Origin of the sequence: Enterobacter sp. MGH 38 (genome assembly GCF_000492855.1) — a bacterium.
Lineage (GTDB): Bacteria > Pseudomonadota > Gammaproteobacteria > Enterobacterales > Enterobacteriaceae > Enterobacter > Enterobacter hormaechei_C.
Genome location: NZ_KI535607.1, coordinates 1,232,602 through 1,249,428, shown reverse-complemented (window position 1 = coordinate 1,249,428; position 16,827 = coordinate 1,232,602). Strand labels below are relative to the sequence as shown.

15 protein-coding genes are annotated in these 16,827 nt (G+C 58.4%); 11 read left to right on the top strand and 4 right to left on the bottom strand.

The window, feature by feature from the left end; all coding sequences use genetic code 11:
* Positions 1-17: 17 nt before the first annotated feature.
* The 5 genes from L384_RS15030 (at position 18) to L384_RS15050 (ending at position 7,199) form a co-directional block, all read left to right on the top strand.
* Positions 18-1,139 carry an efflux RND transporter periplasmic adaptor subunit gene (locus tag L384_RS15030; RefSeq protein WP_022650108.1) on the top strand — a complete coding sequence of 374 codons (1,122 nt, stop codon included), beginning with the start codon at positions 18-20 and terminating at the stop codon, positions 1,137-1,139.
* Positions 1,139-4,249, top strand: coding sequence for an efflux RND transporter permease subunit (locus L384_RS15035; protein ID WP_023323934.1), 3,111 nt, complete (start codon positions 1,139-1,141; stop codon positions 4,247-4,249). The genes L384_RS15030 and L384_RS15035 overlap by 1 nt, the downstream gene beginning before the upstream one ends.
* Complete coding sequence (locus L384_RS15040) at positions 4,249-5,613, top strand: efflux transporter outer membrane subunit (protein ID WP_023323933.1); 1,365 nt, start codon at positions 4,249-4,251, stop codon at positions 5,611-5,613. Before L384_RS15035 ends, L384_RS15040 begins: the two co-directional genes overlap by 1 nt.
* A gap of 49 nt (positions 5,614-5,662) precedes the next feature.
* Positions 5,663-6,820 (top strand): multidrug effflux MFS transporter, encoded by a 1,158-nt coding sequence (locus L384_RS15045; RefSeq protein WP_023315099.1) that lies wholly within the window; start codon positions 5,663-5,665, stop codon positions 6,818-6,820.
* A gap of 82 nt (positions 6,821-6,902) precedes the next feature.
* Complete coding sequence (locus tag L384_RS15050; protein WP_023323932.1) at positions 6,903-7,199, top strand: YicS family protein; 297 nt, start codon at positions 6,903-6,905, stop codon at positions 7,197-7,199.
* Positions 7,200-7,247: 48 nt separating this feature from the next.
* Here L384_RS15050 and L384_RS15055 read toward each other — a convergent pair whose 3' ends face one another.
* Positions 7,248-8,198, bottom strand: coding sequence for a LacI family DNA-binding transcriptional regulator (locus tag L384_RS15055; protein WP_003861033.1), 951 nt, complete (start codon positions 8,196-8,198; stop codon positions 7,248-7,250).
* A gap of 293 nt (positions 8,199-8,491) precedes the next feature.
* Between L384_RS15055 and L384_RS15060 the strand changes: the two genes are divergently transcribed.
* From L384_RS15060 to L384_RS15085, 6 genes are all read left to right on the top strand, one after another.
* Positions 8,492-8,806: a PTS sugar transporter subunit IIB gene (locus tag L384_RS15060; RefSeq protein WP_003861034.1), complete on the top strand. Its 315-nt coding sequence runs from the start codon at positions 8,492-8,494 to the stop codon at positions 8,804-8,806.
* Between the two features lie 11 nt (positions 8,807-8,817).
* The gene (locus L384_RS15065) at positions 8,818-10,146 is read left to right on the top strand and encodes a PTS cellobiose transporter subunit IIC (RefSeq protein WP_003861036.1); all 1,329 of its coding nucleotides are present in this window, start codon (positions 8,818-8,820) and stop codon (positions 10,144-10,146) included.
* Between the two features lie 17 nt (positions 10,147-10,163).
* Entirely contained in the window at positions 10,164-11,540 is a 1,377-nt protein-coding gene (locus L384_RS15070; RefSeq protein WP_023323931.1) for a glycoside hydrolase family 1 protein, read from the top strand.
* 5 nt (positions 11,541-11,545) lie between these two features.
* On the top strand, positions 11,546-11,848 hold the full coding sequence (locus L384_RS15075) for a PTS lactose/cellobiose transporter subunit IIA (protein ID WP_014168006.1): 303 nt from the start codon (positions 11,546-11,548) through the stop codon (positions 11,846-11,848).
* A gap of 138 nt (positions 11,849-11,986) precedes the next feature.
* Positions 11,987-13,366, top strand: a complete 1,380-nt coding sequence (locus L384_RS15080) for a carbohydrate porin (protein ID WP_022650103.1) — start codon at positions 11,987-11,989, stop codon at positions 13,364-13,366.
* 144 nt (positions 13,367-13,510) lie between these two features.
* Positions 13,511-14,416, top strand: a complete 906-nt coding sequence (locus L384_RS15085) for an EamA family transporter (RefSeq protein WP_023315096.1) — start codon at positions 13,511-13,513, stop codon at positions 14,414-14,416.
* Between the two features lie 48 nt (positions 14,417-14,464).
* Here the strand turns inward: L384_RS15085 and nepI are convergent, their stop codons facing one another.
* The 3 genes from nepI to L384_RS15100 all read right to left on the bottom strand — a co-directional run bounded on the left by nepI (position 14,465) and on the right by L384_RS15100 (position 16,798).
* A complete protein-coding gene (gene nepI / locus L384_RS15090; protein WP_022650101.1) occupies positions 14,465-15,655 on the bottom strand; it encodes a purine ribonucleoside efflux pump NepI in 1,191 nt (396 codons plus the stop codon).
* Between the two features lie 65 nt (positions 15,656-15,720).
* Positions 15,721-16,248, bottom strand: a complete 528-nt coding sequence (locus L384_RS15095; protein WP_023323930.1) for an SRPBCC family protein — start codon at positions 16,246-16,248, stop codon at positions 15,721-15,723.
* A 97-nt stretch (positions 16,249-16,345) separates the two neighbouring features.
* A complete protein-coding gene (locus tag L384_RS15100; RefSeq protein ID WP_023323929.1) occupies positions 16,346-16,798 on the bottom strand; it encodes a DUF1198 domain-containing protein in 453 nt (150 codons plus the stop codon).
* Between the last annotated feature and the right edge of the window lie 29 nt (positions 16,799-16,827).

Below are 16,827 nucleotides of genomic sequence, written 5' to 3'. Positions count from 1 at the left end.
CACCCTGGAAAAAGATTATGAAAACCATAACAACCTCCATCGCAGCATTACTCCTCCTGACAGGGTGCGATAATGCGCAAACATCTGCTCCTCAACGTCCTCTTCCGGAAGTGGGGATTGTCACACTCATGAGCCAGCCGGTGTCCGTCGTTAGCGAGCTGACCGGCCGCACCGCCGCCGCGATGAGCGCCGAAGTGCGCCCTCAGGTGGGCGGCATTATTCAGAAACGGCTCTTCACCGAAGGCGATACGGTCAAGGCCGGGCAGGCGCTGTATCAGATCGATCCTTCCAGCTACCGCGCCGCTTATAATGAAGCTGCCGCCGCACTGAAACAGGCGCAGGCGCTGGTGCAGGCCGACTGCCAGAAAGCCCGACGCTATGCGCAGCTGGTGAAGGACGACGGCGTATCACGTCAGGATGCGGAAGACGCGAAGTCCACCTGCGCGCAGGACAAGGCCAGCGTCGAGTCAAAGAAAGCCGCGCTGGAAAGCGCCCGCATTAACCTCAACTGGACCACCGTCACCGCGCCGATTGCCGGACGTATCGGCATCTCCTCTGTGACCCCCGGCGCGCTGGTGACCGCCCAGCAGGATACCGCGCTGGCCACCATTCGCGGGCTGGACAGTATGTACGTCGATTTAACCCGTTCCAGCGCCGATCTGCTGCGTTTACGCAAGCAAACCCTCGCCAGCAACAGCGATACGCTGAACGTGTCGTTGATTCTCGAAGACGGCAGCAGCTACAGCGAAAAAGGCCGCCTGGCGCTGACCGAAGTGGCGGTGGATGAGTCTACCGGCTCAGTTACCCTGCGCGCCGTCTTCCCGAACCCGCAGCATCAGCTTCTGCCGGGCATGTTCGTCCGCGCCAGAGTGGATGAAGGCATCATGAATGACGCGATCCTCGCCCCGCAGCAGGGCATCACTCGCGACGCCAAAGGCACCGCCACCGCGCTGGTGGTGAACGCCAGCAACAAGGTCGAACAGCGTCAGCTGGAGACGGGTGACACTTACGGCGACAAATGGCTGGTGCTGAGCGGTTTGAAGGCTGGCGATAAGCTGATTGTGGAAGGCACCGACAAAGTCACCGCCGGGCAGGAAGTGAAAGCTGAAGAGATGAAAACCAACGGAGGAAACGCCTGATGTTTTCCCGTTTCTTCGTGCGTCGCCCGGTCTTTGCCTGGGTTATCGCCATTCTCATCATGCTCGCCGGGATACTGGCGATCCGCACGCTGCCCGTTGCGCAGTACCCGGACGTGGCCCCGCCGTCGATCAAAATATCCGCCACCTACACCGGCGCCTCCGCACAAACGCTGGAGAACAGCGTGACGCAGGTGATCGAGCAGCAGCTCACCGGGCTGGATAACCTGCTCTACTTCACCTCCACCAGCAGCTCGGACGGGTCGGTGAGCATTAACGTCACGTTTGAACAGGGAACCGATCCGGACACCGCTCAGGTACAGGTGCAGAATAAAGTCCAGCAGGCAGAATCGCGCCTGCCGACCGAGGTGCAGCAGTCCGGGATCACCGTCGAAAAATCCCAGAGCAACTTCCTGCTGATCATGGGCGTATATGACAAAACCGACACCGCCAGCAGCTCGGATATCGCCGACTGGCTGGTGAGTAATATGCAGGATCCGCTGGCGCGCGTGGATGGCGTCGGTAGCCTACAGGTGTTCGGTGCAGAATACGCGATGCGCATCTGGCTCGACCCGGCGAAGCTGGCGTCGTACTCGCTGATGCCCTCCGACGTGCAGAGCGCGATTGAAGCGCAGAACGTGCAGGTTTCCGCCGGTAAAATCGGCGCGCTGCCCTCGTCGAACGCCCAACAGCTGACCGCCACCGTCCGCGCTCAGTCGCGTCTGCAAACGGTCGATGAGTTCAAAAAGATCATCGTCAAGAGCCAGTCCAACGGTGCGGTGGTGCGCATCAGCGACGTCGCGCGCGTGGAGATGGGCAGCGAAGATTACACCGCCACCGCGAAGCTGAACGGCCACCCGGCGGCGGGTATGGCGGTGATGCTCTCACCGGGCGCCAACGCGCTTAACACCGCCACGGCGGTAAAAGATAAGATCGCCGAGTTCAAAAAGTCGATGCCGGAAGGCTACGACGTGGCCTACCCGAAAGACAGCACCGAGTTCATCAAGATCTCCGTTGAGGACGTGATTCAGACCCTGTTCGAAGCCATTATCCTCGTGGTGGTGGTGATGTACCTGTTCCTGCAAAACATCCGTGCGACGCTGATCCCGGCGCTGGCGGTGCCGGTGGTGCTGCTGGGCACCTTCGGCGTGCTGGCGCTGTTCGGTTACTCCATCAACACCCTGACGCTATTTGCGATGGTGCTGGCGATAGGGCTTTTGGTGGATGACGCCATCGTGGTGGTGGAAAACGTCGAGCGTATTATGCGCGACGAAGGGCTGCCCGCCCGGGAAGCGACCGAAAAATCGATGGGCGAAATTTCCGGCGCGCTGATCGCCATTGCGCTGGTGCTCTCTGCGGTATTCCTGCCGATGGCCTTCTTCGGCGGCTCTACCGGGGTCATTTACCGCCAGTTCTCGGTCACCATTATTTCGGCGATGTTCCTCTCCGTGGTGGTGGCGCTGACCCTGACGCCCGCGCTGTGCGGCACGATCCTGAATCACACCGCTCCGCACAAAAAGGGCTTCTTCGGCGCGTTTAACCGCTTCTACAGTAAGACCGAGCACGGCTATCAGAACAAGGTGCTGCGCGCCCTGCGCCGTTCCGGTGGCATGCTGGTGATCTACGCCCTGCTCTGCGGCGCGATGGGGTTCGCCATGCTAAAACTGCCGGGCAGCTTCCTGCCAACCGAAGACCAGGGTGAAATCATGGTGCAGTACACCCTGCCTGCCGGCGCAACCGCGGTGCGTACCGCCGAGGTAAGCCGCCAGGTACGCGAGTGGTTCCTCACCAAAGAGAAAGCCAATACCGACGTGATCTTCACCATTGAAGGCTTCAGCTTCAGCGGCAGCGGCCAGAACGCCGGGATGGCGTTCGTCTCCCTGAAAAACTGGTCAGAGCGCAAAGGCGATGAGAATACCGCCCAGGCCATTGCCCTGCGCGCCACGCAGGAGCTGAGCACCATTCGGGATGCCACAATTTTCGCCATGACGCCCCCGGCGGTGGATGGTTTAGGCCAGAGCAACGGCTTTACCTTTGAGCTGATGGCCAGCGGCGGCACCGACCGCGACGCGCTGCTGAAACTGCGTAACCAGCTGATTGGCGAAGCCAACCAGGACAACTCGCTGCACGCCGTGCGCGCCAACGATCTGCCGCAGATGCCGCAGCTTCAGGTGGATATCGATAACAACAAAGCCGTGTCGCTGGGGCTGTCCCTGAGCGACGTCACCGACACCCTCTCCAGCGCCTGGGGCGGGACCTACGTGAACGACTTTATCGATCGCGGCCGCGTGAAAAAGGTCTACATCCAGGGCGACAGCGACTATCGCGCCGTGCCGTCGGATCTCAACAAGTGGTATGTGCGCGGCAGCGACAGCACCATGACACCGTTCTCCGCCTTCGCCACCACCCGCTGGGAGTACGGCCCGGAAAGCCTGGTGCGCTACAACGGCTCGGCGGCGTATGAGATTCAGGGCGAAAACGCCAGTGGCGCCAGCTCCGGCACGGCGATGAGCAAAATGGAGCAGTTGGCAAACAGCCTGCCGTCCGGCAGCACATGGGCGTGGAGCGGTTTGTCGTTGCAGGAAAAACTGGCGAGCGGCCAGGCGATGAGCCTTTATGCCCTCTCGATCCTGGTGGTGTTCCTGTGCCTGGCAGCGCTGTATGAGAGCTGGTCAGTACCGATTTCGGTCATCATGGTGATCCCGCTAGGGGTGCTGGGCGCGGCGGTTGCCGCCTCCCTGCGCGGCCTGAACAACGACGTCTATTTCCAGGTGGCGCTGCTGACCACCATCGGTCTGTCGTCGAAGAACGCCATTCTGATTGTCGAGTTTGCCGAAGCCAAAGTGGCCGAAGGCTACTCCCTGACGCGCGCCGCCCTGCGGGCCGCCCAGACGCGTCTGCGTCCGATCATCATGACCTCGCTGGCGTTTATCGCAGGCGTGACGCCGCTGGCGATTGCCACCGGCGCCGGGGCCAACAGCCGCGTGGCGATCGGTACCGGTATTATCGGCGGGACGCTGGCCGCGACGCTGCTGGCCATCTTCTTTGTTCCTTTATTCTTTGTACTGGTGAAACGTCTGTTCTCCGGTAAGCACGCAAACCGGAGGTCATAATGTTTCGTGTAACCGTATTAACGTTAGCGCTGCTGAGCGCGGGCTGTGTGTCATTAGATCCCACGTATCAGCGCCCGGACGCCCCCGTCCCGACGACGTTGCCGGGCGCCCATGGCGAAGCCAACGCCGTGGTGAGCCAGTGGCAGCAGGTGATGAATGATGCGCGGTTGAAAAGCGTGGTGACGATGGCGCTCAACAGCAACCGCGACGTGCAAAAAGCGATTGCGGATATCGACGCCGCCCGTGCCCAGTATGGCGAAACGCGCTCGTCCCTGTTCCCGACGGTGGACGCGGAACTGAGCCACACCCGCAGCCGCACGCTGGCGAGCGGTGTCGCGACAAGTGACGAAGCCAACGGCGCGGTCTCCAGCTTCGAACTGGATCTGTTTGGCCGCAACCAGAGCCTGTCGCGTGCCGCGCGTGAAACCTGGCTTGCCAGCGAATTCACCGCGCAGAACACGCGCCTGACGATGGTCAGCGAGCTGACCACGGCCTGGGTGACGCTGGCGGCGGATAACAGCAATCTGGCGCTGGCGAAGTCCACCCTGGAGAGCGCCGCAAACTCACTCAAGATTGTGAAGCGCCAGCAGGAAGTAGGCGTGGCAGCGGCAACGGACGTCAGTGAAGCGATGGCGGTTTACCAGCAGGCGCGCGCCAGCGTGGCGAGCTACCAGACGCTGGTGATGCAGGACAAAAACGCTCTCAACCTGCTGGCGGGCGATACGGTGCCCGAGAACCTGCTACCCGGCACGCTGGAGAGCCTGAGCGACAACGCCATCACGCTGATCCCGGCGGGCGTTAGCTCCAGCGCGCTGCTGCGTCGTCCGGACATTCAGGAGGCGGAACACAACCTGCTGAGCGCCAACGCCAACATCGGCGCGGCGCGCGCCAACTTCTTCCCGACCATCTCGCTCACCGCCAGCGCGGGCGTCGGCAGCGATTCGCTGTCGTCCCTGTTCAGCCACGGGATGAAGGTCTGGTCGTTTGCACCTTCCATCACCCTGCCGCTGTTCAGCGGCGGCAACAATATGGCGCAGCTGCGCTATGCGGAAGCCGAGAAAAAAGGGTTAATTGCGACCTATGAGAAAACCATCCAGAGCGCGTTCAAGGACGTGGCCGACGCGCTGGCCCGGCGCGAAACGTTGAGTGAACAGCTTGATGCCCAGCGTGAATACGTGGCGGCGGAGCAAAAAACGCTGGATGTGGCGACGCGCAGTTACAAGGCTGGCGCGGGCGATTATCTGACGGTGCTCACCGCGCAGCGGTCGCTGTGGTCGGCGCAGGAATCACTGATTGCCTTGCAGCAAACCGACCTGGAAAACCGCATCACGCTGTGGCAGTCGCTGGGCGGCGGGATACAGTAACATCACTGCCGGGCGGCGCAACGTTGCCCGGCCATCAGAGTAAATACCTATGGCAAAACTCTCTTTTTCTTTCGCGGCCATCCTTGGCCTGCTGACGGCGATCGGGCCGCTGTGTTCCGATTTTTATCTTCCGGCGCTGCCGGAGATCGCCACCCAGCTCAACACATCCACAACGCTGACGCAGCTTTCTCTCACCTCGGCGCTGATTGGCCTGGGGCTGGGACAACTCTTTTTCGGCCCGCTAAGCGATCGCATCGGACGTAAAACGCCGCTGCTGTTCTCACTTTTGCTGTTTGTACTGGCTTCAGTGCTTTGCGCCAGCACGCAGAATATTTACGCCCTGATCGGCTGGCGATTTGTGCAGGGCGTTGCCGGGGCGGGCGGCTCCGTACTTGCCCGCTCCATCGCCCGCGATAACTATCATGGCACGATGCTAACGCAGTTTTTTGCCCTACTGATGACGGTCAACGGCATCGCGCCCGTGGTGTCCCCGGTACTCGGTGGCTATATCGCGTCGCATTTCGACTGGCGGATGCTGTTCTGGGTAATGGCAGGGGCGGGTCTGGCGCTGCTGATCGCCAGCCAGCTTTTTATCCGCGAGTCCCTCACAGAGAAACAGGGCAGGGGATCGCTGACGCAAACCGCCAGGACGGTACTTAAAAATCGTCGCTTTATGCGCTACTGCCTGATCCAGGCCTTCATGCTGGCGGGGCTGTTCGCCTATATCGGGGCATCCTCCTTTGTGATGCAAAACGAGTATGGCCTGAGCGCCATGCAGTTCAGCCTGCTGTTCGGTGTGAACGGTATCGGCCTGATCGTCTCAGCGCTGATTTTCTCCCGTCTGGCACGCCGCCATCTGGCGGAAAGATTGATGCGAACAGGCCTCGTTCTGGCGTTGTCCTGCGCGGGGCTGACATTGCTCTTTGCGTGGATGCAGCTTTCCGTTCCGGCACTGGTTGCACTCTTTTTCACCGTCGCATTTAACAGCGGGATCAGCACCATTGCGGGTTCAGAAGCGATGAGCGCAGTCGACACGAAGGAGTCCGGCACAGCGTCAGCCATTCTGGGCATGCTGATGTTTTTATTCGGCGGGATCGCAGCGCCTCTCGCGGGTATCGGCGGAGAAACGATGCTGAAAATGAGTCTCGCGGTGTTAGTAAGCTATGGCATTGCACTGGCGATCGGATCCCGCACGCAGAATGCGTAAATTCATACTTTTGGCTTGAATCGCGTTGATGAATGTAACGATATATTTCAGGGGAAGCATGTGACTTTCAAAGGAGGTTTCGATGAAATCTGCACACCTGGTTTGCCTGCTCGTTTGCCTGATTTTCGCTGCGTTTGTTCACGCGCAGGAGGAGAGCGCTCCGGAGAAAGAGGCCCAGATAAAACAGCAGGTCCTGAAAGATGTAAAGAAAACCTGTACCCCGCAGAAAAAGCAGAGCGATAAGGCCTGGCAGGCGATGATTTTGTCGTCTGAGGCCAATCAGCTGCTGATCAAAAACGCCATCACCGCCGTGAAGCGTGACAACCTGGACGCCTACTGGGATGCAGTCAGTCAGGTGGATTGTATGGAAGATTACTGAGGGTTGAGCGCCGGGTGGCGCTGCGCTTACCCGGCCTACATTACACGTTTAACGCTTCCGCACATCTGGAATAATTAAATCCCCGCGCAGCACGTAGGACCCCAGCATCTGCGTTTTCTCTGTCAGCCAGCTCACGATACGCGCCGCCATGGCGTCCATGGAATACTCAATGGCCGGGATCACCGGGATACCCGGCAGATGCAGCGAACCGCCGAGGCTAAAGACCATGATGTCTTCCGGTACCGATTTATTAAACGCCTGTAACTGCGGGATCACCCGCTGGGCTTCCTGCTCATCCGCCACCAGCAGCGCGTTGAAGTTCAGCGTGGACGCGTTGTTGAGTAATTCCTGAAGCGCAACGGACGATGAAGTTGCGTCCATAAACACGAGGTTGCGATTAAAGGGCAGGAAGTTTTTCTCCAGCGCATGTTTGTAACCCAACAGCACCTGATCGGCAAAGCCGCTGCCGTGCGGGTGGATGAGCGCTATCTGGCGACGCCCCTGGCTGGTGAGATAGTTGCAGGCCGTTTCAGCCGCGAACGCGTGATCGAACTGAATGCTGTTGGCGTTATCGGCTTCCATACAGTCGACCAGAATCACGTTGTCCATGTCCACGTCCAGCGGGAAACGCGCGCCAATCACCAGAATGTCATCACATAAGCCGCAGGAGAGTTCTTCAAGGGCGTTCATCACTTCTGTTTTCGTGTGTGCGAAACGCAGCAGCAGATGTTTTTGATGCTGGCTGAGGTGTTTTTCCAGCGCGTACAGGTAACCGGTGGTCTGGTTAATGTTTTCCTGCGCGCAAATCACCCCAATGCAGCCCGTCGACTGGCTGAGCAGCGACTGGGCGATCACATTGGGACGATAGTTCAGCTCGTCCACCGCTTTCAGAACAGCCTGGCGGCTGGCTTCTTTAACGCCACGCGACCCGCTCAACACCCGTGATACCGTGGCTTTGGACACCCCGGCCAGACGCGATACATCGTTGATTGTAGACATCTCTCTCCCCTGTCAGACGCAACTGGCGTCTGTAATTTCCATCACCGCTACGGCTCACATTATAGCCAGAACGGAGTATATCCGTTTCCGTTTTCCATGGAAACCGATTTTCCGTTTCCACTCAATTTGATGCCAAAACAGCCAAATTATGTGACCCACATCCGGTTAATTAGCCTCATAAGTAAGGGATCTTGATGGTTGTCACACTTCTGTCTTTTATAAATGGAAACCGGTTTCCGTATCATGTCCAATCATCCTCGCAATAACTTTTTACATTTTGAGGATGGTTGTCGATGTTCAAGATTATGCTGTGCTGCTCTGCCGGGATGTCCACCAGCCTGCTGGTCAGCAAAATGATCGATGTTGCAAAAGAACGGGGCTTACCCGTGAAGATAGATGCGTATGGCGTATCCGAATTTGATACGCAGTTTCCGCACTATCAGGTGGTGCTTCTCGGACCGCAAGTGAAATACATGTTAAAGACACTCTCAGACAAGGCAGCGACGCAAGGCATTCCGGTGCAGCCCATCGACATGATGGATTACGGCATGCAGCGTGGCGATAAAGTACTGGACTATGCTCTGTCGCTTATCGAAGCGGCACACTAAAAGGTGTTCACATGAGTTCGTTATATCAATCTATGGTCGCGGTCATTGAGCAATCAATTACCCCGCTGGCCGCGAAGCTGGGTCAGCAAAAGTATGTGATTGCCATCCGCGACGGCTTTACCGCCGCGCTGCCGTTTATGATCATCGGCTCGTTTATGCTGGTGTTTATCTTCCCGCCGTTTTCGGCGGATACCACCAACAGCTTCGCCCGCGGCTGGCTGGATTTCTCCGAGACCTACCGCGAACAGCTGATGCTGCCCTTTAACCTCAGCATGGGCGTGATGACCTTCTTCATCTCGGTGGGGATTGGGGCGAGCCTGGGGCGTCAGTTTAACCTCGATCCGGTGATGTCCGGCCTGCTGGCCTTTATGGCCTTCCTGCTAGTCGCAGCACCCTATGCCGATGGCAAAATTTCGACCCAGTATCTCTCCGGCCAGGGGATCTTCACTGCGCTTATCACCGCGATCTACTCCACCCGCGTGTACGCGTGGCTGAAGCAGAACAACGTCACCATCCGCCTGCCGAAAGAGGTGCCGACCGGCGTGGCGCGTTCGTTTGAGATCCTGATCCCGGTGATGGTGGTGATCGGGACGCTGCACCCGCTGAACCTGTTCATTGAAGCGCAGACCGGCATGATTATCCCGCAGGCGATCATGCACCTGCTGGAGCCGCTGGTCTCGGCGTCTGACTCCCTGCCCGCGATTCTGCTCTCCGTGCTGCTGTGCCAGATCTTCTGGTTCGCGGGTATCCACGGGTCGCTGATTGTCACCGGCATCATGAACCCGTTCTGGATGGCGAACCTCTCGGCAAACCAGGCGGCGCTGGCGGCGGGCGCGGCGCTGCCGCACGTTTATCTGCAAGGTTTCTGGGATCACTACCTGCTGATTGGCGGCGTAGGCTCGACCCTGCCGCTGGCGTTCCTCCTGCTGCGTAGCCGCGTTACCCATCTGCGCACCATCGGCAAAATGGGCGTTGTGCCAAGCTTCTTTAACATCAACGAACCGATTCTGTTCGGCGCGCCGATCATCATGAACCCGATGCTGTTTATCCCGTTCGTGTTCGTTCCGCTGGTCAACGCCTGCCTGGCGTACGGCGCAACTAAACTCGGCTGGCTGGCTCAGGTGGTTTCGTTAACCCCGTGGACCACGCCCGCGCCGATTGGCGCCTCGTGGGCGGCGAACTGGGCGCTGAGCCCGGTGGTGATGTGCCTCGTCTGCATGGTGATGTCGGCGCTGATGTACCTGCCGTTCCTGCGCGCCTATGAGCGTACGCTGATTAAAAACGAAGAGCAGAAAGCCCAGGCTGCAACCGTGGGTGCCGCTGAAGCCACAAGCAATTAAGTCAAAGAGGAAGGGTCATGAAATACGCATTTCCCGATAACTTCTGGTGGGGCAGCGCAAGCTCCGCTCTCCAGACGGAAGGGACACGAGAGGGTGAAACCACGTGGGACTACTGGTTTGCCCGCGAGCCGAACCGTTTTCACAACGGCGTGGGGCCGCAGCACACCTCCACGTTTTATCAGCACTGGAAAACGGACATTCAGCTGTTAAAACAGCTGAACCACAACAGCTTTCGTACCTCGATTAGCTGGGCGCGCCTGATCCCCGACGGTATCGGTGAAGTGAACCCGGACGCGGTCGATTTTTATAATCAGGTCATTGATGAGCTGAATGAACAGGGCATCACGCCGTTTATCACCCTGTTCCATTTCGACATGCCGATGGCGATGCAGGAAATTGGCGGCTGGGAAAACCGTGACGTAGTGGACGCGTACGCCCGCTATGCGCAGATATGCTTCGAGCTGTTCGGCGACCGCGTGCTGCACTGGTTTACCTTCAACGAGCCGATTGTTCCGGTGGAAGGCGGTTATCTGTACGACTTCCACTACCCCAACGTAGTGGATTTCCGCCGGGCGGCCACCGTGGCGTATCACACCGTGCTGGCCCATGCGAAGGCGGTGCAGGCCTACCGCGCCGGGCACTACGCGGGGGAGATCGGCATCGTGCTGAACCTGACGCCGTCTTACCCGCGCTCCCGGAACCCGGCAGACGTGAAGGCAGCGCACATTGCGGATTTAATGTTTAACCGCAGCTTCCTCGACCCGGTGCTGCGCGGGGAGTATCCGGCCGACCTGGTGGCATTGCTGAAATCTTACGATCAGCTGCCCGCCTGCAAGCCGGAAGACGGCTTCCTGATTGCGGAAGGGAAAATCGACCTGCTCGGCATTAACTACTATCAGCCGCGTCGCGTGAAGTGTCGCGACAGCGCGGTGAACCCGCAGGCGCCGTTTATGCCGGAGTGGTTCTTTGATAATTACGAGATGCCGGGCCGCAAGATGAATCCGTACCGCGGCTGGGAAATCTACGAGCCGGGTATTTACGATATTCTGGTTAACCTGCGCGACAATTACGGCAACCCCCGCTGCTTTATTTCTGAAAACGGCATGGGCGTCGAAAACGAGCAACGTTTTATTGAAAATGGCCAGATTAACGATCAATACCGCATTGATTTTATTTCTGAGCATTTATCGTGGCTGCACAAAGGTATTAGCGAAGGCTGCAATTGCCTTGGCTACCATATGTGGACGTTTATTGATAACTGGTCGTGGTGTAATGCGTATAAAAACCGCTACGGTTTTATTCAGCTCGATGTAGAGACGCAGCAGCGCACCATTAAAAAAAGCGGAGAGTGGTTTGCCGCCACCGCCTTAAATAATAGTTTTGATAAAGAGTAAAGATAATGATCGCACTAGAAGAAGCCGTAATGGAAATTATCGTCAACGCCGGGCAGTCCCGCAGCCTGTGCTTTGAAGCCCTGCACGCGGCGCGCCAGGGCAACCTTGACGAGGCCAAAAGCCTGCTGCGCGAAGCCGACGGCTACGCGCGCCAGGCGCACAAGATGCAGACCAAACTGATTGAGCAGGACGCGGGCGAAGCCCGCCAGCCGATGACATTAATTATGGTGCACGCGCAGGATCATTTAATGAATTCGCTATTAGCGCGTGAATTATCTGAAGAGATTATTCATTTATATCAGAGATAGTCTATGGCGAAATAATTTAATGTAATACCTCTGTACCTAAAACTAGAAATCCACTTGTTCTGATGATAGCGACATATTCTGTCAGATCGGAGCGGGATGGTTATTGTCTGAATAAAATTAAACTATATTGAGATAACCATGAATACGATTAAAAAACTTCCATTAACCATGGCGGTTATCGCCGCGCTTTGCCCAATTTCCGTCCTCGCTCAGGAATTCACTCAGGAGCAAATCGACGCCATTGTGGCGAAAGCGGTGGATAAAGCCCTGGCCGAGCGTCAGGCTAAAATGGATGCGGCGGTCGCGAAAAAAGCGGACGTGGTGACCGAGCCGCAGAGCGCGGCGCAATCCCCGGATATGGCGATCCCGTTCGGGGTTAAATTTACCGGCTACGCCCGCTACGGCGCGCACTTCCAGGCTGCCGATCAGAAATACGTGGCTGTCGATGGCTCCTACAACGGCGCGTCCGCGATCGGTCGTCTGGGTAACGAAGGCAACGGCGGCGAGTTCCAGCTCTCCAAAGCTTTCAAGGGCGAAAACGGCGCCATCTGGGACATCAACGTGATGATCGACCACTGGGGCGACGAAGTTAACCTGAAAAAGGCCTACGCGGGGGTGACCAACATTATGGCCTCCAACCCGAACGCCTATTTCTGGGCCGGTCGCGACTTCCACCAGCGTCCGCAGCAGGGTATCAACGATTACTTCTGGATGAACCACGACGGCCAGGGCGCCGGGGTGAAGAACTTCGATATCGGCGGCGTGCAGTTTGACGTCGCTGCCGTGGCGGCAGTGGAATCCTGTAGCCCGGAAGTGATGGAAGACGAAGCGAACCCGTCACGCATCACCTGTACCGGCGGGTCCGGCACGGGCGACAAAGGTAACTACGCGGCCACCTCTAAAATCCACGGCATGAAGCTCGGTCCGCTGGATCTGGAGCTGTACGCCAACTACGGCTTTGATTCAAAAGCGGTAGAGAGCGACGAGCGTCTTAACGCCTGGCAGGGTGGCGTGGTGCTGAGCCACACAAACGACAGCGGCGTGAACAAGGTGATCGCCCGCTACTCCGATAATTCGGACAACAGCGTGTTCAATAAAACCGAAGACCTGACCACGGTCTACGCCAGCTTCGAAGGGCTGTACAAATTCACCCAGGCGACGCAGGTGGAGTACATCCTCGCCTTCCACGATTACGACAATAGCCGCGATAAGACCGACAACCGCAAGAACTACAATGCCATCGTGCGCCCGATGCACTGGTGGAACGACGTTCACTCCACCTGGCTGGAAGCGGGCTGGCAGCACGTGGATTACGACAACGGCGGCGACAACAAGGGCTGGAAGCTGACCCTGTCGCAGAACATGTCTATCGCCATGGGGCCGGAGTTCCGCCCGATGCTGCGCTTCTACGTGACCGGCGGCAAGGTGGATAACGAACGCACCGCGCGCGTGAACAACACCAAAGATGAGACGCTGGACGACTTCAACGTCGGCGCGATGTGGGAGGCGTGGTTCTAAAGTAAAAGCAAAACGGCAACGAAAGTTGCCGTTTTTAATGTTCGCTCCCTCTCCCCGTGGGAGAGGGCCGGGGTGAGGGCATCAGGCCGCACACAACCATGCTATGCTGTTGACCGAATTAACGACAACATAACAGGGGAGAACATGGGTTCCACACGCAAAGGGATGCTCAACGTCCTGATCGCCGCCGTTTTATGGGGCAGTTCCGGGGTTTGCGCGCAGTACATCATGGAGAAAAGCCACATTTCTTCGCCTTACCTGACCATGGTTCGTCTGCTGTTTACCGGCGTGATCCTGTTGACGCTCTCCTTCGTTCACGGCGACAAGATTTTCTCGGTCATCAAAAACCGCAAAGACGCCCTCAGCCTGCTGTTTTTCTCGCTGGTTGGCGCGCTCACCGTGCAGCTCACCTTCCTGCTGACGATTGAAAAATCCAACGCTGCGACGGCCACCGTGCTCCAGTTTCTGTCGCCGACCATTATCGTGGCATGGTTTGCGCTGGCGCGGAAAACGCGTCCCGGCATATTTGTCTTATCCGCGATTTTCACGTCGCTTGTGGGTACCTTCCTGCTGGTCACCCACGGCGACCCGACGTCGCTCTCCATCTCGCCTGCCGCGCTGTTCTTCGGTATCGCCTCAGCGTTTGCCGCGGCGTTTTACACCACCTATCCATCAACGCTTATAGCCCGCTACGGCACGCTGCCGATTGTCGGCTGGAGTATGTTGATTGCGGGATTAATGCTGACGCCGTTCTACGCCGGACGCGGCACCACCTTCGTGATCGACGGCGGCCTGCTGCTGGCGTTTTTCTACCTGGTGGTGATTGGCACCGCGCTGACGTTCAGCCTGTATCTGAAAGGCGCACAGATGATCGGCGGGCCGAAAGCGAGCATTCTGAGCTGCGCCGAACCGCTGAGCAGCGCGCTGCTGTCGGTGGTGTTGCTGGGGGTGGCATTCACCCTGCCGGACTGGCTGGGGACGCTGTTGATTGTGTCGTCGGTGGTGTTGATTTCGATGGATTCACGCAGAAGGGTTAAGGCATCGGCGTAGCCTGATGCCCTCACCCCAACCCTCTCCCACGGGAGAGGGAGAAAAGCACTACTTCGCCTTAACCTTCCCCGCCACCAGCAGCGCCGTCAGCAGCATCAGCGTGCCGGAAATCACCAGCGGTGACGTCAGCCCCAGATGGTCGAGCGCTACGCCGCCCACCGCCGCGCCGCAGGTGTTCGCCAGCTGGATCACCGCTACCTGAATCGACCCGGCTTTTTCCGCCTGATCGGCAAGCGAGCGGGTGATCCACGTCGACCAGCCCACCGGCACCAGCGCAAAGGCAAAGCCCCAGATAATCGCGATCGCCGAAGCCACCCACTTATCGCTACCCCACAACACCAGCACCGCGGCGCTGATCGCCAGCACCAGCGGGGCACCCGCCAGCGCCACCTTCAGGGAGCGCTTCAGGAACTGAGACGACAGTGAGGTGCCGACAAAGCTGGCGATACCGAAGCTCAGGAGCACCAGCGTCAGGCCGTCCACGTCAAAGCCCGCCATGGTCATATACACCGGGCGAATATAGGTAAAGAAGGCAAACTGCCCGGCAAAGGCCATGAAGATGGCGGTCATCCCCGCCAGCACGCCCGGACGTTTCAGCAGCGCGAACATGTTCTGTTTGTGGTGCGCCGCCTCACCCGGCAGGGACGGCAGCGCCTTCCACACCCAGATAATGCACAGCACGCCCATCACCGCCGCCGCGTTAAAGACGTTACGCCAGCCAATAATCCCGCCGAGGAAGCTGCCCAGCGGCGCGGCAATCACCAGCGCGATAGAGACCGCACCGAAGATAACGGAAAGCGCTTTTGGCACCGTCCGCGCGGGCACCAGGCGCATGGTCAGCGAGGCGGACATCGCCCAGAAGCCGCCTAACCCCAGCCCCAGGCAGGCGCGACCCAGCAGCAGCAGGGTGAAGCTTTCAGCGAAAGAGACCAGCAGGCAGGAGAGCGTCAGCAGCACGCTGAACAGAATGACCACTTTACGACGGTCAATGGTGCCGATCGCCTGAGTGATAAACAGGCTGGCGAACATCGCCACAAACGCGGTGACGGTAACGGACTGCCCCGCCACGCCCTCGGAAATGCCCAGATCCTGCGCCATCGGCGTCAGCAGGCTCACCGGTAGAAACTCGACGGTGATCAGGCAGGCGACGCAGAACGCCACGGAGAAAACCGCCGACCAGTTGGGGCGCGACACCTCTTTGGTCTGCGGTCTGGTTGTGGGCTGGATATGTTCTGTCATGGCATCACCTGAAGATAAAAACGTGCGGAAAAGTCGCGCAGTTTATCATCAAAAGTGTGACGAATTTAACGTTTCGACAACTTTTCTTGCATCGCTGCATTCGCCAGCCCAACGATCCACTCCTGGTGCCCGTTGATCATCGGATTCGGCACGGTGCGAGCAAGTTCCTGTGCAGGAACGCCTTTCTGCGACTCCTGAGTCAGAATACGGACGCGGTTTCCCGGCAAGTCTTCAAACAGCCAGGCGTGGATCACATCCAGACGCGAGCTGGCATCGCCCTCCACCCAGCCGTGCCAGGCGATCCGTGCGGCTTCGCCGTCAACGGGCAGAACATACTCCGTGACCTGCGCCTCAACCGGGAAGCCAAAGGTCGTAAAGCGGAAGCGGGCGTTGGCGCTCAGTTCCGGACCGCTGCCGTCGTGAAAACGAATATCTTCGGCGTTGCTGTAGTAGTTCGGCCACAGGGTAGTGTCGTTAAGCTGCGCCCAAATCTCTTTTGCGCTCAGCCCGGCGACGATGATTTCGTTGGATGCAAAGTTATCGGTTGTGCCTGGCAGGTAGTCGTTTGGCCAGATAATGGCGGATTGTTTCATGGTTCACCTCATCAGCGAGTGGATGAAGTGATGGTGCGCCTGCGGCAGATATAAATCTAATGACGATGCTTTATACTCTTCATCACGTTTCGTGATATCAGTGCAGATAAAACACGCCCTCTTCCGGGAGGAAAAGCTGGTTATAGCGCAGCTGGAAGGCGTCAAGCTCCTGCGGATCGCGCTCTATCTCGCGCATGAAGCCGAGCGCGAGGCGGATTTGCGCATCGGTGATCGGTGCGGCCAGGCGGGCTTTACGCAGCATGCGGTGCCAGGTATGCAGATTCTCTTCGCTCCCGTCGACGATGCAGACCTGCCAGATAAGCAGGACCTGGGCGGCGTTTTGCAGGTGCGCTTCGTCTGGGCGCTCAAGGTAGCGGATAAACTCATTGCCCGGCGTTTTACCGAACTGGTCGATCATCGATTCTACCGGCATCGGGGTGATACCCAGCCGTTCGCTCAAGCGTTTGATGGCGCGGCGGGAATCCGAGGTCAGGACACGAAACCCAACTACAAACACCACGGCAAGCGTTGCCAGCATTATCCAGACCATGCGTTCTCCTTAGACTAGCCGCCCATCAT